The organism is Jeotgalibaca sp. PTS2502, assembly GCF_001975685.1.
Classification (GTDB): Bacteria; Bacillota; Bacilli; order Lactobacillales; family Aerococcaceae; genus Jeotgalibaca; species Jeotgalibaca arthritidis.
The window spans coordinates 1,843,445-1,869,987 of the sequence record NZ_CP019433.1 but is presented as its reverse complement, the minus strand read 5'-3'; the positions used below and the strand labels follow the sequence as shown (position 1 = coordinate 1,869,987).

Sequence of the window (26,543 nt, the reverse complement as noted above, 5' to 3'; positions counted from 1 at the left end):
TTCCTCCTCTAATATCCTTGCCAGAGAACGACTTGTCCACTAGCTAAACTTTCTTTTACATTTATAATTCGTTGGTTTGAACTCCCTCTGAATTGAAGGGTCAAATCCATTTTGTCTTGTTCAAAACGACCGTCTACTAAAACATCAATCTGAGCTAGTAGCTCTTTTTTATCAGCCGTTTCTACCATCATTTCTTCCCAACGGTAACCCGTCCAGCTCCAAATGTCCTTTTGATCGCCATAGATTTGGCGGACCTTTTGGATTAATGGGTTGAGAATAGTAGTGTTTAGAAATGGCTCTCCACCCAACAAAGTCAAGCCTTGCACATAATCATGAGCTAAGTCAGCTATTATCTGGTCTTCTAGCTCTTTGGTGTAGGGTTTACCATAAGTAAAGGACTGAGCCGCCTTGTTATAACAGCCCGGACAGGCAAAAAGACAACCACTCACATAAAGACTATTACGAACACCTTCCCCATCAACAAAGTTAAAGGGCTTATAATCAGCAATGTAGCCACGAGAGTAGGCTTCAGCCGTCCACTCGCCGGGCGCTGGATTTCTAATCATCGCTCCCGCCCCCTACATGTGCTTTTCGCGTGCCGTAATTTCCTTATGACGGCCGCGTACCATCGGGCGTTTTTGTGGATTACCGAGATAACCACATGTCCGTTTAACGACATCACAACTATCTGGATTATGATTGCCACATTGTGGACACTCAAAACCGCGTTCAGTTGGATGAAACTCGCCGGCATAATCACATTCATAACACTTATCAATCGGTGTATTGGTACCCAGATAGCCTACTTTATCGTAAGAGTAGTCCCAAACAGCCTCTAGTGCCTTGGGATTCTGACGAATATTAGGATACTCACAATAATGAATAAAGCCACCTGAACAGTATTTCGGATAGTCTTTCTCAAAGTCTAGTTTCTCAAAAGGCGTTGGTTTTTTACGGACATCATAATGGAAACTATTAGTGTAATACTCCTTATCCGTAATGTCTGTTATTGTACCAAATTTTTCCTTGTCAAGACGACAAAAACGATCGGTCAAACTTTCACTTGGTGTGGAATAAACACTAAAATGGTATCCCTGTTCGATTCCCCACGCATCACAATTTATTTTTAGTTGTTTTAAAATATCTAGCGTTAATTGTTTCGCTTCTGGATTTGTTTCCCAATTAGGTCCATAGAAGGTCGTTGCAACTTCATAAAGGCCAATATACCCCAGCGAAATGGTCGCCCGCTTCTGTTTAAAGAGTTGATCAACATCTTCGTCTGCTGCCAGTTTATGACCCCAAGCACCATTCATATATAAAATAGGTGCTTGATCAGGCTTAGCTTCCTTCACTCTCTCAATACGGTAAAGTAGAGCATCCTTTACAATCGCCACACGTTCTTGGAATAATTCCCAAAAGGCTGTTAAATCACCTTTTGATTCCATGGCAATGCGAGGTAGATTCAGAGTCACAACGCCCAGATTCATACGACCGCTATTGACTTCTCTTCCCTCTTCATCCTTCCAACCTTGTAAAAAAGAACGACAACCCATTGGTGCCTTATAAGAACCGGTTAACTCAACCAATTTATCAAAGTTTAAAATATCCGGATACATCCGTTTTGTCGCACATTCCACTGCCAGTTGCTTAACATCGTAGTTAGGATCTGTTGGTCGGTAATTGATACCTTTACGAATACCAAAAACAAGTTTAGGGAAAATAGCCGTTCGTTTCTCCTTGCCGAGACCATCTAAACGTACTTGCAAAATTGCTTTTTGAATTTCACGTTCATAGCGATTGGTTCCTAAACCAAAACCAAATGTAACAAATGGTGTTTGCCCATTAGAAGTATAAAGAGTATTCACTTCATACTCTAAACTTTGCATCGCATCGTAAATATCTTTTTTGGTCTTTTCCCAACTATAAGTTTCACGTTGTTCAGCTAATACCCATTTTTCAGCATCTTCCATATGCTTGTTGTAATTTAATTCAGCGTAAGGAGCCAGTAATTCATCCACTCGGTCCGCACTCGTTCCACCATATTGGCTACTTGCCACATTGGCAATAATTTGGGCCATTTGAGCAGCTGCCGTTTGGATTGATTTTGGTTGTTCAACTTCAGCATTTCCAATTGAAAAGCCCGTTTCAAACATATATTTAAAATCGATCAAGCAACAATTGGTCATCGGTGAGTAGGGATGGTAATCTAGGTCGTGGAAGTGAATATCACCTCTCAAGTGAGCATTTTCTACATGAGCTGGGAGCATTCTAAGTCCAATCGCCTTTGCCGTTACGCCCGCTGTTAAATCACGAATTGTATTAAAGACACGACTATCCTTATTGGCATTCTCATTTAAAATCGTTTCATCCGCTTGAATTAATTGTTGAATACGTGATTCAATATCACGTTGCGCAATACGTTGTTCTTGTTTACGGATACGATAGGCGTGATAAGCTTGTGCGACATCTAATTCATCTTGTTTAATGAGCGCTTGTTCAACCCATTCATGGATATCTTCCGTTGACGTCATCGACACATCTTGCAGATAAAGTTGCTCAATAACAGCCGTTAACAACTCTTTCATCCGCTCTGGCGACGATAATGACTTTCCCTCATTCGCTTGTAAAACAGCATCCACAATCTTCTGTTTATTAAAAGAAACAATTCTCCCGTCTGATTTCTTCACACTTAGCTGCTGGATAAACGCTTGTATTCTAGACTGATCTACCACACTTTCCACTTGCTTGCCCTCCTTATGTTAAAACCGCTTGTCTATACTATATATAGTGTCGATTAAAAACAATCATCCTATATATTGTGCTGAAACCAGTTTATCATACTCTCTTAAATGAGTAAACGATAATAAATTGCTAAGGAAAAGCATTGAGGAATGGGCTAGTCCCATAGCTTCAGAGACATTCTATTAATTTATTAGTTATTTAATCCTCTACTCTTGACAAATTCTCCAACATAAAGACGGTTAGAATTTATCAAGCCTTTACTAATTTGAGTGGTCCATTTATCTTGGCGATTACCATTTGTTCTTTCTTTGTAGTAATCCATAGTTGTTTGGTTATAGTCTTCTAGTTGGTTTTTATAGTGAGTTGGATCAGACTCATAGCTATTTTCATGATAGACATTTACTCTCGGCAAACGTGGTTTTTTATCATTAATAACAGCTGGATGGCCAACTGCTAAGCCAAACAGCGGCACACAATGGTTCGGAAGATCTAAAATCTCACTCACCAAGCCCATATCATTGCGAAGCCCACCAATGTAACAAATACCCAGACCCATTGATTCAGCTGCCAAAGCCGTATTTTGTGCTGCTAAAGTTGCATCAATCGAGCCAACCATAAACATTTCGGTACTTTCAATTGATGGTCTTAGGTCAACCTCTTCCATTTCACCAATCATTTGGTGGCGGTACATATCCGCACAAAAAACAAAGAAGTGACCGCTATCGACAACGGTGTTACTGTTAATTGCTAATTTAGCTATGGCTTGTTTTTTTTCCGAGTCGGTTACTCCAACAATTGAGTAAGCTTGCAAGTAGGACGATGTCGAAGCTGCCTGCGCGCAATCAACTAGCGTTGCAATTTGCTCCTTAGTTAATGCCTTATCTTCAAAATCTCTCACTGATCGGTGATTTAAAATAGTTTCAATCGTTTGATTCATTCTATTTCCTCCCTATAAATTAAAAAGCTGAGAACAGGTTCCCAGCTTGCTTTATTTTTATTAAACGTGTTCCAAAAGGCAGCCCCCGACGTCACTTTGTCATCATTGTTGTTGCTTTAGAAACTTACAATGATGATACACTTGGGCTAAAAGCCCACAGTGCATCTTTCAATGCTCGGATGATCTACGACCGTCCTGTGCTGATTCGTTCCAGTTGCCATAGCCGTTGTAGCTTTAGCTGCTTACGGATATGGTATGCGTTAGAAGATTCGGGGCTAAACGTCTTTTTTTCCACTCTCTTGTTAATAACCTGGTGTCAAGTCATCACGGTCAACGCTATTATAAAAATGACGCCAATCCATATAGCCGCTATCTAAACCGCGAAGCAATACTTCAGCCGTTCCAATATTAGTTGCTAATGGAATTTCATACACATCTGACAAGCGAATAAGGGCTGTCACATCAGGTTCATGAGGCATCGCTGCCAATGGATCACGCAAGAAGATCACTAAATCCATTTGATTTTCAGAAATCATGGCACCAATTTGTTGGTCTCCGCCCAAAGGTCCAGACTTGAAGCGTGTCACCTGTAAGCCAGTAGCTTCAGAAATTTTTGACCCTGTTGTTCCAGTAGCATACAATTCATGCTTTTCCAAAATAGGTTTATATGCTGTACATAAACGAATGATTAAATCTTTTTTTCTATCATGTGCAATTAATGCGACTTTCATAAATACCCTCCTTAAAGTGACCTTCCTTACAATTAGTATAACATGTTCTTAAACGTTGCAACCAAATAAATATTTCTTACAATCATTACAAACAATTCATATTTTCTTCGTATTTAGGGGCTATTATACAAATAAGCCAATCACAAACAATCTTTTTATTCTTTGCTCCTCCAAGTAAAGAAAACTCCTTAAGAAAAGATGCTGGGTTCTATCCCAGCATCTTTTTTAGTGTCGTCTATTTATAGTGAAAACGTGCTCCAAAAGTCAGCCCCGACATGCGTTTTGTCATCATTGTTGTTGCTTCAGCAACTTACCTTGATGATACACTTGGGCAAAAGCCCACAGTGCTTCTTTCAATACTCGGATGGTCTACGACCACCCTGCGTTTTTTCGGTCCAACGATTCGGGGCTAAACGCCTTTTGTCGCACTCTCTCTTTTTGTGTCTATCTGTATCGTCTTTTTTGTTTAGATTGTAAGGCGGGTATGAGTGTTAATCCTGCTACGAGAGCGAGTAAATCACCGGTATTTAAGGTGGTTACTAACCATTGAACCTCTTCTGGTAAAACTAATGGCAGTTGTTGAACCACGACTGGTAATAAAGATAATACTAACGCCGGTATCGCAATAACCGCTAAAAGAGAGACGTCAACAGCTTTAAACCCACTCCAATAGAATAACAGAGAAAGGTATAAGCCTGTCAAAAATGGCAAGAGAAATAATAAAATGGCCTGCAGAAATAATTCCTTATTTTCGAGTCGAAGTTGCCACAGAATATGATTCTCGACATAATCTCTCCCCAATATGACTAAAATTAATCCTGCTAACCAAACAATCTTTCCAAGCCACGATGAAAAATCAATCTTTCCCATTTTGTCCCCTCTTTAGCTGTTTTTATTATCAATCATCATCCACACTGATTTGACTATCGAGCATCTCAGCTCTACCAGTAGATGTTATCACATTTGACTGCATAGCGTCTGTCATATCGACTATTGTTTCCGCTGAGTGATCCTGAACGACTGCTTCTTTTTCTTTATTGGGTTGGTACTTTGCGCCATTCACTAATAAAACGATGCAACCACTCTCTACTTGTTCTTGATAATGATAGAGCGGATCATCGTATGACAGCAGCAACATCATCCACACTATCGTAGCAACCGTAAACGAGTCTATTTTGTTCAGTCATCTTTCTTCCTCCTTCGTCATGCCTAACTCTATTATACCGCCTCATAAAAACCAACCCAAATAATCTTACTATTTCTTTATCAAAAGCTTCATATTTTTTTCATATTATTGGATTATTATATCCTTAAGCCAAAAGAAATAACCATCTTTTTTTATTCTTTACTCCTCCAAAATAAAGAATAACTCCTTTGAGAAACCCCTGCTGAACAGCCAATCAGTAGGGGTTTTTATTTCTTTCGTATTACTTTTTCCATGTGCGTGGTGTGAATAGAATAAGAATTGGAAACAATTCTAAACGTCCTGCTAGCATAGCAAAAGACAACGTCACTTTCGATAGATTACTTAGCCCCGCATAGCTGAATAGTGGTCCTACTTGCCCTAATCCAGGACCAATGTTATTAATCGTTGCAGCTACTACACTAAAGGTTGTTAAAAAATCAAACCCATCCAAACTTACAATCAGAACTAGAAAAGCAAATAACACCATATATATGACAAAGTAATTCGCTACCGCATGTTTTACAAGTTTATTTAACGGTTTTTTATCATATTGAACACTTATGATTCGATTAGGTTGAGCGACACGTTTAATTTCCGCTATAAAAAGTTTCCCGTAAATAACAATCCGTGAGATTTTCAGGCCACCTGCTGTAGAACCCGCACTTCCCCCGAAAAACATTAACATCAAAAGAATCATTTGGGAAAACATCGGCCATGATCCAAAATCAGCTGTAGAAAAACCGGTTGTTGTTATAACAGAAGAGACCGAGAAGAATACGTCACGCACCATCGTTGTAAATGATGTATAGGAATTTGCTAGATTTAAACAGATCATCCCTACCGATCCCACTACAATGAGTAAATACCACTTCAACTCTTCGCTCTTAAAGACTTGTTTAACTTGCCCTATTAAAATCAAATAGTACAAGTTAAAGTTAATACCAAACGCAAGCATTCCCCATCCAATCACCCATTCACTATAAGGGCTTTGATAAGGAGCCACACTACCGTTCTTAATCCCAAACCCACCGGTACCTGCCGTTCCGAATGCATGGATTAATGAATCAAACAAACTCATATCACCTATCCACAACAACAATGCAACTATAGCGGTCATCGTAAGGTAAATAATATATAAAATCCGTGCAGATGAAGACAACTTGGAAACCAGCTTACCAAATGTTGGACCCGGGGTTTCAGCTCTCATAATATTAACTGACTGAGAACCCATTTGCGGTAAGACTGCTAAAGCAAATGCCAAAATCCCCATCCCACCGGTCAAATGTGTGAAACTCCGCCAAAACAAACTTGAGTGCGCGAGCAACTCGACATCGACCAAAATACTTGAGCCTGATGTGGTAAACCCACTACTTGTTTCAAAAAAAGCGTCAACTAATGACGGGATATCACCATTAATAACGAACGGTAACCCGCCGAAGAAGGAAAATAATATCCAGGACAAAGCCACGATAACTAATCCTTCGTGGGCCGTTAACCGTTTACTCTCTGGTTTCTTCCAACTTAATAGTTGCCCTAACACTATTAAGAGTAAGGTAACTGACATGAAACTCCACTTATAATGCCACGTTTCTTGATAGATAAAGCTGACTAAGAGCGGAAAAAGAAGAAGGACTGCTTCAACCTGCAATAGTCGAGCCGTAACGTATCGAACCATTCCAATATTCATATGCATTCCCTCCTATTTCAAAATATCATCGATATCATCAAAGTATTTCTCTTTGGTAATAATAATGATACGGTCATTTGGTTTAATGATATCTTGACCAGAAGGAATAATTGATTTTTTATCGCGAATGATATACGCAATTAACAAGTCGTCTCTTGTTTTTAATTGTTCAATTGGTTTATTCGTCACGCGACTCGTTGCTTTAACTTTAAACTGAATGGCTTCAGCTTGATTGTCTGCTATGCGGTACAATGCTTCTACATCAGAAACAGACGTATTCCCCAAGCTACGAACAAAATGAAGAATAGTATTAGTAATAACACGTTTAGGTGTTACGATACTTTCCATACCAATTGTGTCGAATATTTTCAACAATAACTCGCGGTTTACTTTTGTGACGATTTTACCGACTTTTTGTTGCGCAGCATATAGCGAAGCAATAATGTTCTCTTCATCCACGCCTGTCAGGGAAATGAAGGCATCATAGTTCTCAATTCCTTCTTGTTGCAAAAACTCTTGATCAGTTCCGTCTCCTAAAATGACTTCTACATTTGAGAAACCAGCACCTAACCCTTCAGCAACCTCACGATTATGTTCAATCACCTTGATGTCCATCCGTGATTCTACTAGCAGTTCCAGTAAGTAATAGGTTAAACGCCCACCACCAATAATGAGTACTGATTGAACTTGATTTATTTTGGAACGGACTTTTCGATAAAATTTCCGCAAGGCTGTTGCATTACCAATTAAGTAAACATGGTCACCAACTCTTATTTGATTCTGTCCAGATGGAATAATCGTCTCACCTTGACGGCGAATAGCTCCCACTAAAATATCACCATATTTTGGCCGGAAATCATTTAAGGGTAGATTCGCTAACGGACTTCGTTCGGTAACTTCAATTTCAATTAATTCAACCTGATTATCCCCAAACGTCTGAATACTCAGAACTGTTGGATATTTAATAATCCGATCAATGCTATGAGCCGATTCTAGTTCTGGGTTAATCATCAAGTTTACTCCCAAACTCTCCCTTACATATTGGAAATGATTAGAGTACTCTGGGTTCCGTACACGTGCGATTGTATAACGAGCCCCTAAACTCTTCGCTAAAATACAAGCCATGATATTTACTTCGTCTTGGGGCGTTACCGCAACAAAAATATCACAATTACTTACACCAGCTTCTTGTTGGATATCATAACTAGCGCCATTACCGACAATACCTGATATATCATTCATATTAATTAAATTCCCTAAGCGAGTCTCATCTTTTTCTATTAAAATAATATCATTTTCACCTGTAGATAATTCTTCACAGAGAACTGAGCCAACCTTACCACCGCCTGCAATGATAATTTTCATGTCAAACGTCCTTTCTATTACAATGCTATTATTATGATACAATTAGCGTATTTTTGCACATGATACCTTCTTTTGCAACAACATAATATTAACTGTCAAAAAACAGCTACTAGTTCCGATTATTAATAACAAAATTTATTTATTTATTTCATTATACCTCATCAACCTAAATTATCTTCATTAATGCTGTCATATGGTGCTCAAGTATTCCAGCGTCAGTTGTTCGTAGCAGTTTAATGTTTAAACTAAAACAACAAATACCAATCCGTTTTAAATAACGAATTGGTATTTGCTGTCGTGTTCTTTTTTGCCATTTAGATAAAAATCATATTGAAATAGTCCTTTCTGAGACAAAACAAAAAAGCTATTTTTTGTCACAATCCTACCCGCTTCTCCAATTCTGGTGTGTAGCAGTTCCCAACAATCGTAATTTGGCGGGTCGCTTCATCAATCTGCGTTAACTCCTCTTGGCTAAAGGTAACATTGACCGCTTGCAGATTCTCCTCTAGACGGTGCAATTTGGTCGTTCCGGGAATTGGTACGATCCACGGCCTCTGAGCCAAAATCCAAGACAAGGCGATTTGGGCTGGTGTAGCTCCCTTACTAGGCCTATGCCCAATTCTTCTAAGAACGGAAATAGTTATTTCTCAGGCTCCCGCCACCAAAGTGAGTATTCGTTCTGTACAGCCGTAAGTGGCTCTACTTGATGGGCTTTGCGAACAGTCTGCACACCTGCTTCAGATAACCCCCAATGTTTGATTTTGCCTTCTTTCCGCAAATCTTGCATGGTCTGAGCTACATCCTCAATTGAGACATTTGGATCCACTCGGTGCAGGTAATAGAGATCAATAGCTTCCACCTATAGTCGTTTCAAGGAACCCTCAACTGACTTCCGAATTTCTTCCGGCCGACCGTCAACTACTTGCTCACCGTTGACTAGCTTAATCCCACACTTAGTGGCAATCTTGGCCTGTCCTCGGTACGGCGCCAATGCCTCGCCCACGAGTTCCTCATTCACAAAAGGACCATAGATTTCTGCCGTGTCGAAAAAGTCTACACCCCTGTCTACCGCTGCACGACTCAAAGAAATCATCTCATCCCTATCACCAGCAGACCATGTCCGTGGCTCATCCCCATACAGCCTAACCCTAGTTCCGAAATGGTAAAGTCGTTCCCAAGTTTACGTTGCTTCATCAGCTTCTCCCTTTCCTTGTTTACTCCTAGTTACATTTATATCCCGATTTTCCGACTAGCCATGCTCCTGATGGTTTCAGGATCGGTATGGGAGAAGAACTGGCTCTCACTCTCATCCAAACTAGCGATTTCAACTCGGTCCTCTTCTGTCAATTCAAAGTCGAAGACCTCTATGTTTTCAACCATCCTTTTTGGACTGACCGATTTAGCCAAGACAATAATGTCTTGCTCAACTAGCCATCTGATAATGACCTGTGCTACCGATTTCCCATACTTTTGGCCAATTTTCATCAAAATCGAATGATTAAAGATATCATTTTTTCCTTCGGCAAAGGGAGCCCAAGCTTCAGGAGCAATTCCTTCTTGCCTCAAATTCGCAATCGCTTCCATTTGCTGATGAAAAGGATTAATTTCTATCTGATTGACTTGCGGAGTAACACGATTGAACTCGGCCACATCGACGGCCCGATCCACACTAAAATTCGAAACACCAATGGCTCTTACTTTTCCTATTTTCTGTAATTCCTCCATGGCCCGCCATGCACCATAGATGTCATTATAAGGCTGGTGAATAAGCAATAGGTCGACATAGTCCATTCCCAACCGCTTCAAAGAACGGTCAAAAGAAGACAATACACCTTCATAGCTCACATTTTCCACCCATATTTTGGTTGTGATAAACAGCTCTTCGCGGGGCACTCCCGACTTGCTAACACCCTTACCGACTGCCTCTTCGTTCATGTAGCTCTGGGCGGTATCGATATGACGGTAGCCCGCTTTAATAGCTTCCATCACTGCTTGCTCGGCATCGGTACCGGTGATTTGGAAAGTACCAAATCCTAAAATTGGAATCTCTACTTCATTATTCAACCGAATTGTTCTCATTTGATTTTCCTCCTCTGCTTCGTGTTTCCCAGCTTACCTACTACTATAAACGTTGGAGTTCAGTCCATAGCAAGCGTTTTCCTACTATTTTTTTATTTCTTCCCAGAGCTTCTCTAGGTCGTCATCGGTTCTCTCTCCCGACCTGAACTTTGCCATGTGGTCATCGTAAGTAGCTATTTTGTACTCGAGAACCTCCCTCGCTTGCTGAAGTTCTGCTAAACGTTCATCCAACTCCTCTAATTGCTCATTCAAAATCTGTTTTTGTGCCTCTTCGATATACTGCGTGTCCCTTACTTGTGACAGTGCGCAGAATGAAATCAAGGATTCGATAGGAAGTCCGACTCCTCGCAAGTTTTTCACCAAGTAAATCCAGTTCAAATCTCTGGTCTGATAATCCCTATAGCCCGATTTGTTGCGTGTTACAGGTGGGATAACACCTACGCGCTCGTAATAGTGCAAGGTATCTGGGGTAAGATTAAATAATTCAGCAGCTTGCTTGATATTCATTGTATTCATTCCTCCATTCATATAGTTACAGTATAGACTACAAAACGGTCTCTAAGGAACCGCTCCTCTTATTGGGGTATATTATCACAAAAGAGATATATGATTTATAATGATGCTATATTATTAGTTTGAAACGAAAGGAGTGTAAAAATGAAACAGTCTAACAATGAATATATCCCTAACCAAGGATGCGGGATTTTATTCTTATTGGTTATCTCAGTATTTTTTCTTGTGAGCATCCCTATTTTCAAATTTACACATGATATATTCCTTTACTATACTGAAACACAAATTCTTCTAACCAGTGATTCTCCCGATGAAACCTATCATATAGAAATATCAACAACAGGACCTTCAACCACCATTTTAATCGAAGAAGATACAACTTCTTCCGAGTTTACTACCGATATTGTGAAAGATGGGAAGGCAGATGTTCAGCCTCGAGATATTGAAATCAAATGGCTTAATGATACCGTTGCTGAAATAATTGTGGAAGGTAGCAGAGACACCTTTTATTATTTTTTGTTTGACGCTAACGGTGAGGGAGATAAAATAGAAAGAGTGCTTGATTATTCTACTGATTAGGCAAGATTTTCAGAAAATATATTGCGTTTATCTTAACAACTGATTTACTATTCTCATTTTTAATATGTTGTAAATAAGCACTAATATTAGTAAATACTTAAACGAAAACCTCAATATGATTCATCAAAGTTAGATGGGTCTATTGAGATTTTTCCTTTAACAAGGATTACGATAAGGGCATTTTCATGCAAGTAATCATGCGATTTATGCAAGTTACCCAAATTAGGTTGATTCACATGAAACTGATTTGTAAACTACATTTAAGTCATATGAAAAGGAGGACCGACATGAAATTAATTTTACAAGAAAATAAAAATCTAAAAGAGACTATTATTGATATCACTTACAACGTATTGGACAGACGTGTTAAAAAAATTATTGAAATGGTAGAAACACAATCTGTTCAATTGGAAGGTAGAAAAGAGGAACAATTCTATCTTCTGAATAGTTCTGATATTTACTATATTGAGAGTGTTGATAGTCTTTCATTTCTGTATAAAGAGTCCGATGTTTTTGAGAGCAAAGAAAAACTTTATATTCTAGAAAGTATTTTAAAAGAAAGCTCATTTATACGAATCAATAAAAGTACTCTATTAAATATGGATTACTTAGAAAGCGTGTATCCATTACCTAATTACAGATTAGGAGCAAAATTGAAAAATAAAGAAACGCTAATCATCAGCCGGCATTATTTAAAAGATATAAAGCAATATACAAAAATATAAAAAAGGTGGTCTCACTATGAAAACATTCTTATCCGAACAGCTACACGGTATGACTTTTACTTTCTCGTTTATCGTACTATTAAACGCAACAATCGGACTATTTCAAGGTCTTGAACAGAAAAGTGAATCTATATTGGCTCTAGCACTTTTGATTTTGATTATGTGGGGATTAGCGACTGTCATCTCAAGCTTCCCCTTCCGTTCAGCTCAGCTCTATCATTTATTTAATTTAAGTAGTCAGCTGATTGCTTTTTTTGTGATAACTAAGTGGAGTGGATTCATTAACTTAACAGTCGAAAATATCATTACCAATGGGAGTATCTATGTCATTCTTTACTTTTTGAACGTTAGAATGAGACAGAAACGGCTAAATCAGTTAGCTAATGCTATAAATGATCACCTATCCAGAAGGGAACGCCTGTAAGTAAAATACCCCTGAAAAGTTAAAACTCTAACTTTTCAGGGGTATTTTATGACTTAACTTAGTCCCTAACTACCTTCTTCTTGGCTCTTTAAATAAGATTCTCTCTTTATGCCATAAAAAAGGGTATCTACCATCTTACCGTTTACTTCATGAGTATTTTCCGTGAGATGCTCGAAGGACATACCGATTTTTTTCAATACATTTCCTGAAGCCGTGTGCCCTTTATCATGTCCAGAATTAATATGTTCTAAACCGAGTGTATGGAAACCAAGCGATAAGATTCGTAAGCAGGCTTCTGTGGTGAAGCCTTGCCTCCAATATTTTTTATTCAACATGTAGCCAATTTCACCTTCATGCTCTTTATCATCGATTCTAAACTCAACAACACCAATCATTTTTTTGTCATCTTTATGTTCGAGTGCGTAAAAACCTAATAGCGATGCTAAGTAATAATTCGCAATAAACTCTGCTGTTTGCTGCAAGTTTGTATGTGGTTTAAAAATATATCTCATCGTTTCTTCGTCACTAACATATTCAAAAACATCTGCGGTGTCTTCTAACGTTAGTGGTCTTAAAATTAAACGGTCTGTTTCTAATACAGCATGTTCTGCTAATAATAATTTACGGCTTTTTTTATTCATAAATTCTCCTCGTCCAGCCTATCTGATTCATCAATAGGGGTGTGTTATTTTTAAATCATAGCATGTTTTTTTAACATAGAAAATAACCCCCAAAAACTAATTTTGGGGATTAACTTATTCATTTTTATTCAGTAAATCCAGCTGGCATATCTAGTGTGCTTGTTTCAGCAACAGTCTTGAACCAGTGACCTGATTTTTTAATCGTACGAACTTGTGTATGAATGTTAACTGAGATGAATCCGTAACGGTTACGGTAAGCATTCATCCATGACCAGCAGTCAATTGGTGTCCACAGGTGGTAACCAAAACAGTTTGATCCTTCTTCCATCCCTTTATGAACCCAGTATAAATGTTCTTGGATAAAGCGAATGCGGTAGTCATCTTCAATCACACCGTCTTCGTTCAAGTAACGTTCTTCGCGTGACACACCCATACCGTTTTCAGATACGAACCAAGGAATATTGCCATAGTTTTCTTTGATGTTAATAGCAATGTCGTACAATGCTTTTGGATAGATTTCCCATCCTTTATCAACGTTCATACGGCGCCCTGGCATATCGTAATCGTCATAATATTTTGTTGGCATCCAATCAACCGTTAAGCTGTTTGGTGAAATTTCAGGTTGCTCTACACGGTGTGGGTGGTAGAAGTTAATCCCTAATACATCAACTGTATTTTCGCTTAAGATAGTCGCTTCATCTTCTGGTGCTTCCCACATCACGCCATCAGCTTCTAGTACAGATGTTAATTCTGGGTCAAAGTGACCTTTAACAGCAGAATCTAAGAACAAACCATTTAGCCATAGGTTAGCAAATTTAGCAGCTGCTTCATCTTCTTTGCTATTTGTTGCTGGGTATGATGGTGTTAAGTTTAAAATAATCCCAACACGGCTATTTGGATTTTGGTTAATTTGGCGGAATGAGCGAACTGCTTTCGCCGACGCCACTGTAATGTTATAGGCTACCTGCACTGCTTTCTTTCCGTCTACAATGTTTGGGTAGTGGAATTGGTGAAGGTATTCGCCCTCAACGATAACCATTGGCTCGTTAAAGGTAAACCAGTCGTTGATGCGGTCGCCAAACAGACGGAAACATTGCTCCGCAAATTTTACGAACAGATCCCCAACGTGTTTTGATTCCCAGCCACCGTATTTGTGGTAAAGCTCAACTGGTAAGTCAAAGTGGCACAAGTTAATAACCGGACGGATGCCATTTTTAATAAATTCGTCGATAACTTCGTTGTAGAAACGTGCGCCATCTTCGTTAACTGTTCCTTCTTCTAAATCGTCGATTAAACGTGTCCATTGAATCGATGTGCGGACAGAGTTCAATCCGATTTCTTTCATTAAAGCAATGTCTTCTTTAAATGAGTGATAGAAGTTAGATGCAGTATCAGGTCCAACTTGGTTGTAGAATTTCTCAGGTTCGATTTCGTACCAGTAATCAAAAACGTTAGCATGTTTCTTGTTGAAACGGCCTTCGCTTTGCGGGCCTGATGTTGCTGCGCCCCACCAGAAGTCTTTAGGGAATGTTAGTGTCATGGTTCTGCTCCTCTTTTTAAAAGTATATATTTTATAGGTCTTTTTCACTAATAAGTATAGGCATTCTAACTTGTTTTGTAAAGTCTTTCAATTGAAATAGCACGGATGGTTAAAAAATAGCTAGCCGCTGCTTTAAATTCCGAGCTTTCCTCTTATAATTTGTTAGTTTCCATGTTAGTATAGGCAATAATAGAGTGGTTTATTAAAATCCATTAAGAGAAAAATGAGGAATTAATATGACGATTAAACGAGAAACAATAGGAGCTAGTAAGCGTATCGTCATCAAAATTGGCACAAGCTCGATTATGATGGCGGATGGAACGGTTAATTACCAACAATTTGACCGCCTCGCTTATGTCTTAAGTAGCTTAAAGCAAGCAGGAAAAGAAATTATTTTAGTGTCTTCAGGTGCTATCGGTGTGGGGATGGATAAGCTTTATTTAGCAGAGCGTCCTAAAACAATACGCCAGCAACAAGCTGTTGCTGCTGTTGGACAAAGTGAGATGATGAATCTATACAGTCGCTTCTTCTCCCACTACAAACAAACCGTTGGACAAATTCTGATGACCCGTGACATTGTGGAGTTCCCCGAAAGTCATAAAAATGTGGTAAACACCTTTGAAACACTACTCGATATGGGCATTATTCCTGTCGTGAATGAAAATGATGCGGTAGCTGTTGATGAATTGGAACATGAAACCAAGTTTGGCGACAATGACCAATTATCAGCCATCGTTGCGGAGATTACTCATGCTGATTTATTAATTATGTTATCGGATGTGGATGGCTTCTATGATAAGAACCCGTCTAAGTTCGCTGATGCAGCACTATTCCATACGGTTCATAATGTCGATGATTCAGTCATGGCACTAGCTGGTGACGTGGGATCAAACTTTGGTACAGGTGGGATGGTCACTAAATTGAAAGCAGCAAAACATTTGTTAAAAAATAACCAGTCAATGGTGCTGGCTTCTGCTGCAGACCCCACGATTTTATTTGATATTCTAGCCGGTCTTGAAATCGGCACGTACTTTACCCCTCAGTCAAAATAAGGAGGCATTAGGATGATCGAAACCTTACATACAATGGGACAGCAAGCAAAAACAGCTGCTAACCAACTTCGAAAAACAAAAACAACTATTAAAAATCAAGCTTTGCTAGCCATGGAGGCAGCACTTTATAAGCACGAGGCTTTGATAATCAAAGCCAACCAAGACGATATTAATCGCGCCAAAGAAAACGGCCTAACAGCACCAATGATTGAGCGACTCACTTTAACCCCCGACCGGATTAAAGGAATGGCAGATTCCATTCATCAGATTGCACAATTGGCTGACCCTGTTGGCTATATCGAAGAAATGAAGCTATCGGAAGATGGGCTTAAAATCGGTAAGCAGCGTGTGCCTCTCGGCGTTATCGGTATTATTTATGAATCACGTCCAAATGTAACGGCAGATGCGGCAGCGCTTTGCTTTAAATCGGGGAATGCTGTGATTTTAAGGGGTGGCAAGGAGGCCTTGCAGTCGAATCAAGCGATTTTGGCTGCTCTTCAAGAGGGCTTAGTTTCGGCAGGGCTTTCGGCAGATACGATTCAGTTGATTACGGATCCGTCTCGCGAATTGGCGGCTGAGTTTATGCGACTAAATCAATACTTGGATTGTTTGATTCCTCGTGGTGGTGCTGGCTTAATTCAAAATGTGTTGAAGAATGCGACTGTTCCTGTTATCGAAACAGGCGTTGGTAACTGCCACCTTTATATTGATAAGGATGCAGATTTGAAGATGGCGACACGGATTTTGGTTAATGCGAAAGCAGACCGCCCTTCTGTGTGTAATGCCATTGAAAATTTAATTGTTCATCAATCTGTGGCTGATGAGTATTTGCCAGTATTTGCTGAGGCTTTGTCTGCCTACCAAGTTGAGATTCGAGGCGATGAAAAAACATGCGCACTTCTCCCTGATGCGGTTGCGGCAACTGAAGAAGATTATGATACTGAATTTTTAAGTTTCACCTTAGCTGTTCAAGTGGTGGATGATTATGACCAAGCGATTGCGCATATCCAAGCTCATTCGACTGGGCATTCAGAAGTCATTGTGACCGATAATTATCAAACAGCCCAAGATTTCTTACAAGACATTGATGCTGCTGCAGTTTATGTTAATGCATCATCTCGCTTTACCGATGGTGGTTGTTTCGGCCTAGGTGGCGAAATTGGAATCAGCACACAGAAATTACACGCGCGCGGACCAATGGGCCTAGAAGCGCTAACCTCTTACAAATATATTATTTTTGGCGATGGCCAAATTAGAGGGACAACTGGTAACGAAAGCTGTTAATAGCTAATTAGAGAGAGGTTCATGTTCATTTTGAGCGTTGAACCTCTTTTTTATGTGTGATTTAAGAGGTTCGAGGAGGTTTTTGGTGTTGAAGCTCTGGATTCTTAAAAAATTAAGAGGTTCAAGATACTTTTAGACTCTGAACCTCTCGATTCTTGGAAAATTAAGAGGTTCAAAGTACTTTTAGGCTCTGAACCTCTGCATTATTAGAAAATTAAGAGGTTCAAGACACTTTTAGGCTCTGAACCTCTGCATTATTAGAAAATTAAGAGGTTCAAGATACTTTTAGGCTCTGAACCTCTGCATTATTGGAAAATTAAGAGCTTCAAGATACTTTTAGACTCTGAACCTCTCGATTCTTGGAAAATTAAGAGGTTCAAAGTACTTTTCGATGCTGAACCTCTGCATTATTGGAAAATTAAGAGGTTCAAGATTCTTTTAGACTCTGAACCTCTGCATTATTGGAAAATTAAGAGGTTCAAGACACTTTTAGTCTCTGAACCTCTGCATTATTAGAAAATTAAGAGGTTCAAGATACTTTTAGGCTCTGAACCTCTCGATTCTTGGAAAATTAAGAGGTTCAAGATACTTTTAGACTCTGAACCTCTCGATTCTTGGAAAATTAAGAGGTTCAAAGTACTTTTAGGCTCTGAACCTCTGCATTATTAGAAAATTAAGAGGTTCAAGATACTTTTAGACTCTGAACCTCTGCATTATTGGAAAATTAAGAGGTTCAAGATACTTTTCCGTGCTGAACCTCTCGATTCTTGGAAAATTAAGGGCTTCATGATACTTTTCGACTCTGAACCTTTCGATTCTCAAGAAATAATGCAACAACTAGCTCTCTTATTTTTCCGCTACGATCAAAATGGTATAATAAAGCTACTATTTTCGAAAAGAGGACGATTCATGACACAATCTATTGCAATTATCGGTGGCGGCATCGTTGGCTCAACGGCTGCCTACTATCTCAGTCATTTTGGTCATCAAGTTACTGTTTATGACGAGGGCACTGGGCAAGCGACTTCTGCGGCGGCAGGCATTATCTGCCCTTGGTTATCTAAGCGCCGTAATAAGCCTTGGTATCGCTTAGCTGCAGGCGGAGCTGCTTTTTATCATCAAATGTTAGCCGATTTAAATTCTGACGGACAAGACACCTCATTTTACAAGCGATCTGGTGCCGTCTTACTAAAGAAAAAGGCAAAAGCAACCCAGGACCAATACGACCTTGGCGTCAGCCGACGACAAGATGCGCCTGAGATTGGCGACTTAACTATTTTGTCAGAAGAAGAATTGAAGCAATTTTTACCGGGCTTAAACGAACAAGAGCATGCACTCTATGTGGCTGGCGGTGCACGAGTAGACGGTCAGCAACTCGTTGCTACTCTTCTTAACTACGTTGTTGAAAATGGTGGCAAACGATTAAACGAAAAAGCTCATTTACTGGCAGATAATATTGTGGAATCGGCTAGTGGACAACACTCTTTTGACCATATTATTTTAGCAACAGGTGCGTGGTTGCCGCACATCTTACAGCCACTTGGTTTTGAAGTCGACATTCGTGGGCAAAAAGGACAGCTAGCTGTTTTACAAACAGCCAATTTAGATAATGGAAATTTGCCTGTTATTATGCCAGAAGGCGAAATTGATATTTTGCCACTGAGTAATGGCCGTGTTTTCGTAGGCGCTAGCCATGAAAATGATTTGGGGTATGACTTAACCATAGACGATACTATTATCCAAAGCATGATTCAAAATGGACAAGAATTATTTGACGACTTGAAAGATGCTGAATTAATAGAAGTAAAAGTTGGCACCCGCGCCTATACCTCCGATTTCAGTCCCTTTTTTGGTTATCTGCCAACTAACGAAACAGTCTTAACAGCTAGTGGCCTTGGTTCATCTGGGTTAACAACGGGGCCGTTAATCGGTTACCAATTGGCGCTTTTAGCAAGCGGCCAGGAAGCTAGCTTGCCGCTAGATGATTATTCGCCAGCACCTTATATAAAACCAATGGGTTAATTTATTTTTTCCTAGCTTTCCCTTTGCTTGTTGATAGGGTCATTGTCTATAATAAAGACAACTATGGAGGTGAAAAAATGATTAAAGAATTTAAAGAGTTTATTATGCGTGGTAATGTTCTTGATTTGGCTGTTGGGGTTATTATTGGGGCTGCCTTCTCAGCAATTGTGAATTCACTTGTTGAAGATTTGATTTCTCCCATTATTGTATCCTTGACTTCTCAAGCTGCAATCGAGGACCTATCCGTGAAGATCGGAACAGCCACATTACGATACGGAAGCTTTATTCAAGCTATTATTGATTTCCTTATTATTGCATTAGTGCTATTCCTTATCATCAAATCCGCTAACAAATTCAAACGTCAAAATCCAGAAACGGCTGTTGACGAAGTTGAGATTCCTGCAGCTGAACAATATCTAAAAGATATTCGTGACTTATTAGCAGCAGAAAAAGTTGAAACAGTTGAGACTGTAGACGAAGATAAGTTAATATAATCATTAAAACATCCAAGCCCTATGAACTGCCCCCCGTCAAGTAGACAGGGGGCAGTTCACTTTTTCACCGAGAGGATTTTTTAAAACGGCGCAACCTTGGTTCAAGTCTGTGTAATGTAAGCCGTTTTTACTGATACTAAAATAAACTTGTTCACTATCCGGTTGTTCACCAATAAAATGTGCAAATAGGTATGCTGTCATCATTATCCTCCTTCTATTATTATTATTGGATGATACTTACCTTTATTGTAAACGGATTCTTTTAAAATGGTATCAGTTATCGAGCATTCTTCTATAAGATTTTGAAACAATTGGCTGGTGCTTGTGAGACCATAAGAAAAGCGGACAAGTCCGCCTTGGCCTATGAAAAAATAGGAAATTTGACCCTGAATTGTCAGGAGACTTCACGCTTCAGCGGGTTAGTCGAATGATATGCGTTAGCGAGCAGCGCAAGCGAGCAATGGGGCAAATTTATCTTTTTTTCACTAGGTCAGGACTTGGGAGCTAGACATTGATGGCTGAATTTATAATCCCCTAGTCTATGAAAAAAGGACTGAGCAATGGCTCAATCCCTAGAAAACATATAAAAATATCCCAAACAAAAAACCAGCTACAACCGCATGATAGTAGCGGTAAATCAATAATAAGGCGATGTACTCCCTGCCAACTGAATAAGGAAATTTCATCCATGGTGTTGGTGCACCAATACCATAAGCCGCAATGCCAGCCTGGCGAGCATAGAGTTGACTACGAGGAACATGAAAATCATTAGTCACAAATAAGCCATTTTTGCCAATTTGATAACGATCAATCATTCGACTACTAAAAAGAAAATTTTGGTGAGTATTGATGGAATCTTTTTCTAACAAGATGTCGTCAGATGGTATCCCCTTAGCCATCAAATAATCTCGCATGACCTCTGCCTCAGAACAAGGTGCAGAAGGACCCTGACCACCACTCACAATTAGTTTAGCGGGTTTTTTATGCTGACTTTTTTGCTTATTATAAAAAGTTAAGGCTTTGTCCAAGCGGTATTGGAGAACTAAGCTCACAGTACCATCTGGCAAGACGCCCGTTCCTAATATCAGTAAATAATCTTGGTTTAAAGAAACGGGGCGCCATTGGAGCATAAAGACATATAAAACAAATAATCCAAATGATACCATTAAATACAGTAATAAATAAACTAACCCTTTCTCCAACAATACAAGTGGATAAGGATTCCCCCTCATCTTATTCCATATAATGAGTCCTGCTAAGCCAGCCAATAAGCTACTCAGCACTGCTAGTGCCATGTATTTTCGGGACCAACCTCTTTTAATAATACGATTGACACCATGGGTTGCAGCAAACACGCTTAAGGCAAGCAAGACATAAGGTGAGATGGTATGAAGCCCGTTTAAATTCATCCGATCTCCCCCTTTTAAATCTGGTGGTAAGCTTGGTAAACCTCTTGTTTTTTAATATTACGTTGCTTAGCAACTTGTTTAATGGCATCTTTCGACGACAATTGTTCTGCTGCCATTACTTCTTCAACGTGTTCTTTTAAGTCTTCTGGAAAATCAACTACTTCGGCAACTTCCTCAGCGTCCGGGTTGCCTCCAACCATCAGACAAATTTCGCCTTTAACGACGTTTTGGTCTAGCCATTCGAGGACCTGTCCTGCTGTTCCACGAATAAATTCTTCGTAACGTTTCGTTAATTCACGACAAATAACAATCTGTCTATCCGTTCCTAATTCGGCGGCTAGATTTTCAACAGTTTCTTTCAAGCGATACGGTGATTCGTAAAAAATCATCGTTTCTTGCTTGTTCTTCAATAATTGCCATTGTTGACGTTGGTCTTTTTTCTTACGTTTTAAAAATCCAATAAAGGTAAACGGCTGTGGTGATAAACCGGATGCAATTAGAGCTGTAATCCCTGCATTTGCACCTGGTAGTGGGACAACAGGAATAGCCGCTTCGATACAGGCAAGGACCAATTCATGGCCTGGGTCACTAATGGATGGCATGCCGGCATCACTAACTTGAGCGATGGAATCGCCTGCTTGTAAGAGCGTGATTAGGTGCGGAATGCGTTCTTTCGTGTTGTGTTCATGGAAACTAAGTTGCTGGGTGTCGATGTCAAAATGGGTCAATAGCTTTCTCGTGTTGCGTGTATCTTCTGAAGCAATCCAATTCACTTCTTTTAATACTTCAACCGCGCGAAAGGTCATATCACCCAAATTACCAATCGGTGTTGGGACCAGATAAAGCGTTCCAGTTGGGTGTGTTTCATAACTTTTCTGTGTTTCCATTTCTTCCCACCTTCTCTTCCTTTTGTTTGCGAGTTAGTTTTTTAAAGGCTGCTTCTGCCTTGGTTGCTTCGCTGCGCGTGGCAAAGTCTTCATGGTAAATCATATTGACTGGTCGTCTACTCTTTGTGTATTTACAGCCGATACCGGCGTTATGTTCTTTTTCCCGCCGAAGTAAATCTGTTGTATAACCGGCATAAAAAGACAGGTCACGGCATTCTAAAACATAAAAGTAGTGACGGCTCTCTTCTTTATTCGCCAAACAAAATCGCCTTCACTTCTGTTGAATAATCGCCTGTCTCATCATGAACATAAAATGGTGGTAGTATCTTCAAGCCATCTGGTTTACCGTCTTTAATCGCTTCAATTAAGATCATGTTAGCCTCTTTATTTATCTTTGGATAAATAAATTGCAGGCGTTTAGGTGCTAGACGGTTCGCTCGCATCGTATCTAAAATTTCCAATAAGCGGTCTGGTCGATGAACAAAATAGGCTTTTCCATTCATCTTCAATAAGTGGCTTGTTTTTTTCATTAGTTGGTCTAAATTCAGCTTCACTTCGTGGCGCGCAATGGTGTAGGCTGAATGGGTATTTTTCGTACTCGATGGGATGTCCTTAAAATAAGGAGGATTACAACTAATCACATCCACTGAGTCAGCTGGAATGTGGTCAGTAATATCATTAATATCGGCGTGTACAAAAGAGACACGCTCTTCCAATTCATTTAATTGAACAGTACGTCTAGCCATATCGATTAAACGGTCTTGAATTTCAACTCCAATAATGGGATTTTTAGTCTTTCCGGTTAATAAAAAAGCTACCGCACCATTTCCCGAGCAAAAATCAACAATTTTTGCCTGACGGGTTTTAGGTACGGAAGCAAAGTTCGCTAGTAATACCGCATCCAAAGAAAAGGAAAAAACGGATGGACTTTGGATAATCTGAATATTTTCCTTTTTAAGTAGATCCAATCGTTCGTCCGCTTTTAATAATACTGGTTTCTTTTGATTTGATTCACTCAATGACGTTGCTCCCGTTCTCCGTAGATGACATCCAAACAGAATACGCATGATTCATCATCCATGCGGCGGCTGCCGTAATAGACATTACAGACGTGGAAGCCATCTTCATATAATTTTTGCAGATTTAATCGTGATTTAGACATTTCCGGTTCAATGGCAGCTGCGTTTTCTTCCATTTGCTTGGTTAAGAAATCGACACGGTCCCGTAAATGCTGATTTTCAATCTGCAAGGTTGTATTTTCTTCGATTAGCTGATTTAATTTCTCCTGAATATCAATGATGTCTTCTCCAACTGCTGAGACGCGACTCTCCATTCGGTGAAACTGATCAAACAAGGCTCGTTTATCCATTTTACTCACTCACATTTTTTGTTTTCTTCTAAGCTACTACAACTATACTAATTCGCCTTTTAACTCTTCCCAAGTGTAATCGGCTGTTTTCTTATTTTTAAAAAAGCGAACGGTCACAACTTGAGATAGAATATTAAGAGCTATCACTTTGCCACGACCTTCTGGTGTTTCAATTTCTTGTCCATAATCAGGCATGCTACGTTTTAATTCTTCATAGGTATCATTTTCAAAATTCAAGCAACACATTAAACGACCACAGATACCTGAAATCTTAGTGGTATTTAATGATAAGCCTTGATCTTTAGCCATTTTAATGGATACTGGTGAGAAATCGCCTAAGAATGTTGAACAACAAAGGGGACGTCCACATGGACCTATACCGCCTAATAGCTTAGCTTCGTCACGAGAACCAATCTGACGTAATTCAATCCGTGTTTTAAAAACGGCTGCTAACTCGCGAACGAGAACACGGAAATCAACACGGCCAGGTGCGCTAAATAAAAAGATTAGTTTTTGACGGTCAAAGGCATATTGTGCTTTAATCAGTTTCATATCTAACTGATGTTCACGCGCACGTTCCTTGGCTATGCGAAGGGCTGTGTTGGCATCATCTTTATTCTTAGCTTCCCACTCTAAATCATCGGTCGTTGCACGACGGATAATCGCTTGACTGGGATAGGCTGTATCTTTTTGATGACAACGTTTTGATGCAATGACAACTTTGGCTATTTCCAAAGTTTCACCGTACTGGACGACTACTTTATCATTCACGGCATAGGTTTCATTGCCTGTTTCATAATAATGGATGGTTCCATTGGTAATAAACCTAAGCCCCATAACTTCCTTCATGATTTTGCGCTCCTTTTAGCGACGTGATGTTTGAATCACGATACTCTCTAATAATCCTTGAACTTGAACATTGGCATTTATTGCTTGCTTAGCTTCTAAAATACTCTCAATTGCCAAAATAATCGCTTGACTGCCTCTTAACTGGCGGCCAACCATCTGATAATCCTCTAATCGATTGGCATGGACAATATCAGCTTGGTTGCCAAAGCTAGCATACAATAGATCACGATAATGAAACAAGAGCAAGTCCAAGAAAAATAAACTATGGCTTTTTTCTTTTAAGGCATCCATCACATGGGTTTGCACATAGATAAATGCCATATCATCGCCAGTTGCTAACAATTTAAACCACTGCCAACTCAACTCACGCAGTAAATGAAAGTGTTCATCAGCTGCTAAAGCTTTAGCTTCCTCACTATCATTAGTAATAACTGCTAAAACATCCGCATCCGTTTGGTTTAAACCTTCAGCTAAGAGCAATGCCGTCATCATTTGCCGTTTCAATGGCTGAAAATGAATAATCTGACAGCGTGACCGAATAGTGGGCAACATATTTTCTTTTACAGTGGTTAATAAAAATAAATAAGTGTCTTTACCCGGTTCTTCTAGAAAGGTCAGCAAGCTATTGGCTGCACTGACCGTCATTTTTTCGGCATCATCAATGATATAAACTTTCTTATTGCTTTCAACTGCACTCTTTGAAAATTCAGTCTTTAGCTGGCGTATCTGATCGACCTTAATGGATTGACCGTCTGGCTTCAACTCAATCAGGTCGGGCAAGTTGCCCTCCTTCAATCGTTGGCAATTTCGACAACTTAAACACGCTTCGCCATTTGTTGGCTGTTCACAGAAAATACAGCCGGCAATCCATAGGGCTAGCTCTTTCTTGCCTGTTCCTCTTGTCCCTTCAAACAAATAGGCATGACCTAAGCGTTTATTTTGGATCGAGCGGGAAAAAAGCGCCATCAGCTCTGGCTGCTTTTGTTTAATAGCTATCTCACTCATTAGAATCTATGGAAACTTTCTACTGGTAGAACGAATACTGTTGCACCACCAACATGAACTTGCATTGGATAAGGAATGGTACTGTCTAAGGATACATCTAGGCTAACAGGTGATGTGGTATACTGCTCTCTTGATTCACAGTTAACTTTGATAATGTTTAGGACCTCTTCAACACGGTCGTCTTCTACCCCGATCATAAACGTTGTATTTCCGGAGCGTAGAAACCCACCACTTGTAGATAACTTCGTTGCACGAATATTTGCCTCTACTAACTCGTCTGATAATAATGCACTATCTTTATCTTGAATTACGGCCATGATTAGTTTCATATCAATCTCCTCTTTCTACGTTTCATTTTTTATCTGTTGATAGGTACTTGGTAATATGGTCGATACAGCTTTTTGCTACCTCTTCGGGGGTCTGATTGCCATCGATTTTTACAATACGATCCGGATGCTGGTCAAGTAATTGCAAGTAACCTTCTCGTACTTTTTCATGAAAAACAAGTGTTTCGCGGTCCAAGCGGTTATTTTCTCGGCTATCTTGATTCTTTTGAATCCGTCTTAGTCCTTCTTCTGGGCTAATATCGATATAAAGAGTCAAATCCGGTTGTATTCCTCCTGTTGCGAAGTCATTAATTTGAAAAATACCTGCTTCACCGATGCCTCTGGCGTGGCCTTGATAGGCAATAGAACTGTCAACGAAGCGGTCACACAAAACAAGATCGCCCTGCTCTAAAACGGGAATAACCTTTTCAACCAGATGCTGGCGGCGACTTGCTGCGTACAACAAGGCTTCCGTTCTAGGGTCCATTTCAGTATGGTCTGGATCTAGAATAATCGTGCGGATTTTTTCTGCAATTGGGCTGCCACCCGGTTCACGCGTTGTAACAATTTTTTTGTCCGTATAAGCAGGTAGTGCGCGAATAATCGCTTGAAGTGCTGTTGTCTTGCCCGATCCATCTGGACCTTCTAAGGTAATAAATATGCCGTTCATGTTATGCTCCTTGCTTGTATAGTCTCA

General features: G+C 39.7%; 30 protein-coding genes and 1 pseudogene. 7 read left to right on the top strand and 24 right to left on the bottom strand.

The window, feature by feature from the left end:
- Nucleotides 1–8: 8 nt before the first annotated feature.
- The 12 genes and pseudogenes from nrdG to BW721_RS09325 form a co-directional block, all read right to left on the bottom strand.
- Entirely contained in the window at nucleotides 9–566 is a 558-nt protein-coding gene (gene nrdG, locus BW721_RS09375; protein WP_198031342.1) for an anaerobic ribonucleoside-triphosphate reductase activating protein, read from the bottom strand.
- Nucleotides 567–578: 12 nt separating this feature from the next.
- Entirely contained in the window at nucleotides 579–2,741 is a 2,163-nt protein-coding gene (nrdD, locus tag BW721_RS09370) for an anaerobic ribonucleoside-triphosphate reductase (protein ID WP_076768133.1), read from the bottom strand.
- Between the two features lie 191 nt (nucleotides 2,742–2,932).
- Entirely contained in the window at nucleotides 2,933–3,679 is a 747-nt protein-coding gene (nfsA, locus tag BW721_RS09365) for an oxygen-insensitive NADPH nitroreductase (protein WP_076768131.1), read from the bottom strand.
- A 302-nt stretch (nucleotides 3,680–3,981) separates the two neighbouring features.
- The gene (gene mgsA, locus BW721_RS09360) at nucleotides 3,982–4,410 is read right to left on the bottom strand and encodes a methylglyoxal synthase (protein WP_076768129.1); all 429 of its coding nucleotides are present in this window, start codon (nucleotides 4,408–4,410) and stop codon (nucleotides 3,982–3,984) included.
- Nucleotides 4,411–4,854: 444 nt separating this feature from the next.
- The gene (locus BW721_RS09355; protein ID WP_076768127.1) at nucleotides 4,855–5,280 is read right to left on the bottom strand and encodes a hypothetical protein; all 426 of its coding nucleotides are present in this window, start codon (nucleotides 5,278–5,280) and stop codon (nucleotides 4,855–4,857) included.
- Nucleotides 5,281–5,308: 28 nt separating this feature from the next.
- The gene (locus BW721_RS09350) at nucleotides 5,309–5,557 is read right to left on the bottom strand and encodes a hypothetical protein (protein ID WP_156892232.1); all 249 of its coding nucleotides are present in this window, start codon (nucleotides 5,555–5,557) and stop codon (nucleotides 5,309–5,311) included.
- 280 nt (nucleotides 5,558–5,837) lie between these two features.
- Nucleotides 5,838–7,283, bottom strand: a complete 1,446-nt coding sequence (locus tag BW721_RS09345; protein WP_076768123.1) for a TrkH family potassium uptake protein — start codon at nucleotides 7,281–7,283, stop codon at nucleotides 5,838–5,840.
- Between the two features lie 12 nt (nucleotides 7,284–7,295).
- Nucleotides 7,296–8,648, bottom strand: a complete 1,353-nt coding sequence (trkA, locus tag BW721_RS09340; RefSeq protein ID WP_076768121.1) for a Trk system potassium transporter TrkA — start codon at nucleotides 8,646–8,648, stop codon at nucleotides 7,296–7,298.
- Between the two features lie 374 nt (nucleotides 8,649–9,022).
- Nucleotides 9,023–9,223: an aldo/keto reductase gene (locus tag BW721_RS12260; protein WP_335617478.1), complete on the bottom strand. Its 201-nt coding sequence runs from the start codon at nucleotides 9,221–9,223 to the stop codon at nucleotides 9,023–9,025.
- A 65-nt stretch (nucleotides 9,224–9,288) separates the two neighbouring features.
- Nucleotides 9,289–9,741: pseudogene (locus BW721_RS12255) on the bottom strand (aldo/keto reductase).
- A gap of 137 nt (nucleotides 9,742–9,878) precedes the next feature.
- Complete coding sequence (locus tag BW721_RS09330; RefSeq protein ID WP_076768119.1) at nucleotides 9,879–10,727, bottom strand: aldo/keto reductase; 849 nt, start codon at nucleotides 10,725–10,727, stop codon at nucleotides 9,879–9,881.
- A gap of 84 nt (nucleotides 10,728–10,811) precedes the next feature.
- Nucleotides 10,812–11,234: a MerR family transcriptional regulator gene (locus tag BW721_RS09325; RefSeq protein WP_076768117.1), complete on the bottom strand. Its 423-nt coding sequence runs from the start codon at nucleotides 11,232–11,234 to the stop codon at nucleotides 10,812–10,814.
- A gap of 150 nt (nucleotides 11,235–11,384) precedes the next feature.
- Between BW721_RS09325 and BW721_RS09320 the strand changes: the two genes are divergently transcribed.
- The 3 genes from BW721_RS09320 to BW721_RS09310 all read left to right on the top strand — a co-directional run bounded on the left by BW721_RS09320 (nucleotide 11,385) and on the right by BW721_RS09310 (nucleotide 12,968).
- On the top strand, nucleotides 11,385–11,819 hold the full coding sequence (locus tag BW721_RS09320) for a hypothetical protein (protein ID WP_076768115.1): 435 nt from the start codon (nucleotides 11,385–11,387) through the stop codon (nucleotides 11,817–11,819).
- A gap of 287 nt (nucleotides 11,820–12,106) precedes the next feature.
- Nucleotides 12,107–12,544 carry a LytTR family DNA-binding domain-containing protein gene (locus BW721_RS09315; RefSeq protein WP_076768113.1) on the top strand — a complete coding sequence of 146 codons (438 nt, stop codon included), beginning with the start codon at nucleotides 12,107–12,109 and terminating at the stop codon, nucleotides 12,542–12,544.
- Nucleotides 12,545–12,560: 16 nt separating this feature from the next.
- Nucleotides 12,561–12,968 (top strand): hypothetical protein, encoded by a 408-nt coding sequence (locus BW721_RS09310; RefSeq protein ID WP_076768111.1) that lies wholly within the window; start codon nucleotides 12,561–12,563, stop codon nucleotides 12,966–12,968.
- Nucleotides 12,969–13,033: 65 nt separating this feature from the next.
- On the opposite strand, the gene BW721_RS09305 is transcribed toward BW721_RS09310, so the two are convergent.
- Together BW721_RS09305 and BW721_RS09300 are read right to left on the bottom strand one after the other, a co-directional pair.
- Nucleotides 13,034–13,609, bottom strand: a complete 576-nt coding sequence (locus BW721_RS09305; RefSeq protein WP_076768109.1) for a GNAT family N-acetyltransferase — start codon at nucleotides 13,607–13,609, stop codon at nucleotides 13,034–13,036.
- 124 nt (nucleotides 13,610–13,733) lie between these two features.
- Nucleotides 13,734–15,149, bottom strand: a complete 1,416-nt coding sequence (locus BW721_RS09300) for a glycoside hydrolase family 1 protein (RefSeq protein WP_076768107.1) — start codon at nucleotides 15,147–15,149, stop codon at nucleotides 13,734–13,736.
- A 236-nt stretch (nucleotides 15,150–15,385) separates the two neighbouring features.
- On the opposite strand from BW721_RS09300, the gene proB reads away from it, so the two are divergent.
- The 4 genes from proB (at nucleotide 15,386) to mscL (ending at nucleotide 20,001) form a co-directional block, all read left to right on the top strand.
- Nucleotides 15,386–16,201: a glutamate 5-kinase gene (gene proB / locus BW721_RS09295; protein ID WP_076768105.1), complete on the top strand. Its 816-nt coding sequence runs from the start codon at nucleotides 15,386–15,388 to the stop codon at nucleotides 16,199–16,201.
- Nucleotides 16,202–16,216: 15 nt separating this feature from the next.
- Nucleotides 16,217–17,485, top strand: a complete 1,269-nt coding sequence (locus tag BW721_RS09290) for a glutamate-5-semialdehyde dehydrogenase (RefSeq protein ID WP_076768696.1) — start codon at nucleotides 16,217–16,219, stop codon at nucleotides 17,483–17,485.
- Between the two features lie 909 nt (nucleotides 17,486–18,394).
- Entirely contained in the window at nucleotides 18,395–19,507 is a 1,113-nt protein-coding gene (locus BW721_RS09285; RefSeq protein ID WP_076768103.1) for an NAD(P)/FAD-dependent oxidoreductase, read from the top strand.
- Nucleotides 19,508–19,584: 77 nt separating this feature from the next.
- Nucleotides 19,585–20,001: a large conductance mechanosensitive channel protein MscL gene (gene mscL / locus BW721_RS09280; protein WP_076768101.1), complete on the top strand. Its 417-nt coding sequence runs from the start codon at nucleotides 19,585–19,587 to the stop codon at nucleotides 19,999–20,001.
- Between the two features lie 36 nt (nucleotides 20,002–20,037).
- Here mscL and BW721_RS11845 read toward each other — a convergent pair whose 3' ends face one another.
- The 10 genes from BW721_RS11845 to tmk form a co-directional block, all read right to left on the bottom strand.
- Nucleotides 20,038–20,202 carry a hypothetical protein gene (locus BW721_RS11845; protein WP_198031340.1) on the bottom strand — a complete coding sequence of 55 codons (165 nt, stop codon included), beginning with the start codon at nucleotides 20,200–20,202 and terminating at the stop codon, nucleotides 20,038–20,040.
- A gap of 371 nt (nucleotides 20,203–20,573) precedes the next feature.
- On the bottom strand, nucleotides 20,574–21,410 hold the full coding sequence (locus tag BW721_RS09275; RefSeq protein WP_076768099.1) for a YdcF family protein: 837 nt from the start codon (nucleotides 21,408–21,410) through the stop codon (nucleotides 20,574–20,576).
- 14 nt (nucleotides 21,411–21,424) lie between these two features.
- Nucleotides 21,425–22,297 (bottom strand): 16S rRNA (cytidine(1402)-2'-O)-methyltransferase, encoded by an 873-nt coding sequence (rsmI, locus tag BW721_RS09270; protein ID WP_076768097.1) that lies wholly within the window; start codon nucleotides 22,295–22,297, stop codon nucleotides 21,425–21,427.
- Complete coding sequence (locus BW721_RS09265; protein ID WP_076768095.1) at nucleotides 22,275–22,556, bottom strand: GIY-YIG nuclease family protein; 282 nt, start codon at nucleotides 22,554–22,556, stop codon at nucleotides 22,275–22,277. Before BW721_RS09265 ends, rsmI begins: the two co-directional genes overlap by 23 nt.
- Nucleotides 22,546–23,316: a tRNA1(Val) (adenine(37)-N6)-methyltransferase gene (locus BW721_RS09260; protein ID WP_076768093.1), complete on the bottom strand. Its 771-nt coding sequence runs from the start codon at nucleotides 23,314–23,316 to the stop codon at nucleotides 22,546–22,548. Before BW721_RS09260 ends, BW721_RS09265 begins: the two co-directional genes overlap by 11 nt.
- A complete protein-coding gene (locus tag BW721_RS09255; RefSeq protein WP_076768091.1) occupies nucleotides 23,313–23,666 on the bottom strand; it encodes a DNA replication initiation control protein YabA in 354 nt (117 codons plus the stop codon). The genes BW721_RS09260 and BW721_RS09255 overlap by 4 nt, the downstream gene beginning before the upstream one ends.
- Nucleotides 23,667–23,708: 42 nt before the next feature.
- Entirely contained in the window at nucleotides 23,709–24,515 is an 807-nt protein-coding gene (locus BW721_RS09250; RefSeq protein WP_076768089.1) for a PSP1 domain-containing protein, read from the bottom strand.
- Nucleotides 24,516–24,530: 15 nt separating this feature from the next.
- Complete coding sequence (holB, locus tag BW721_RS09245; protein WP_076768087.1) at nucleotides 24,531–25,520, bottom strand: DNA polymerase III subunit delta'; 990 nt, start codon at nucleotides 25,518–25,520, stop codon at nucleotides 24,531–24,533.
- A complete protein-coding gene (locus BW721_RS09240; protein WP_076768085.1) occupies nucleotides 25,520–25,849 on the bottom strand; it encodes a cyclic-di-AMP receptor in 330 nt (109 codons plus the stop codon). The genes holB and BW721_RS09240 overlap by 1 nt, the downstream gene beginning before the upstream one ends.
- A 22-nt stretch (nucleotides 25,850–25,871) precedes the next feature.
- Complete coding sequence (tmk, locus tag BW721_RS09235; protein WP_076768083.1) at nucleotides 25,872–26,516, bottom strand: dTMP kinase; 645 nt, start codon at nucleotides 26,514–26,516, stop codon at nucleotides 25,872–25,874.
- Nucleotides 26,517–26,543: the final 27 nt, after the last annotated feature.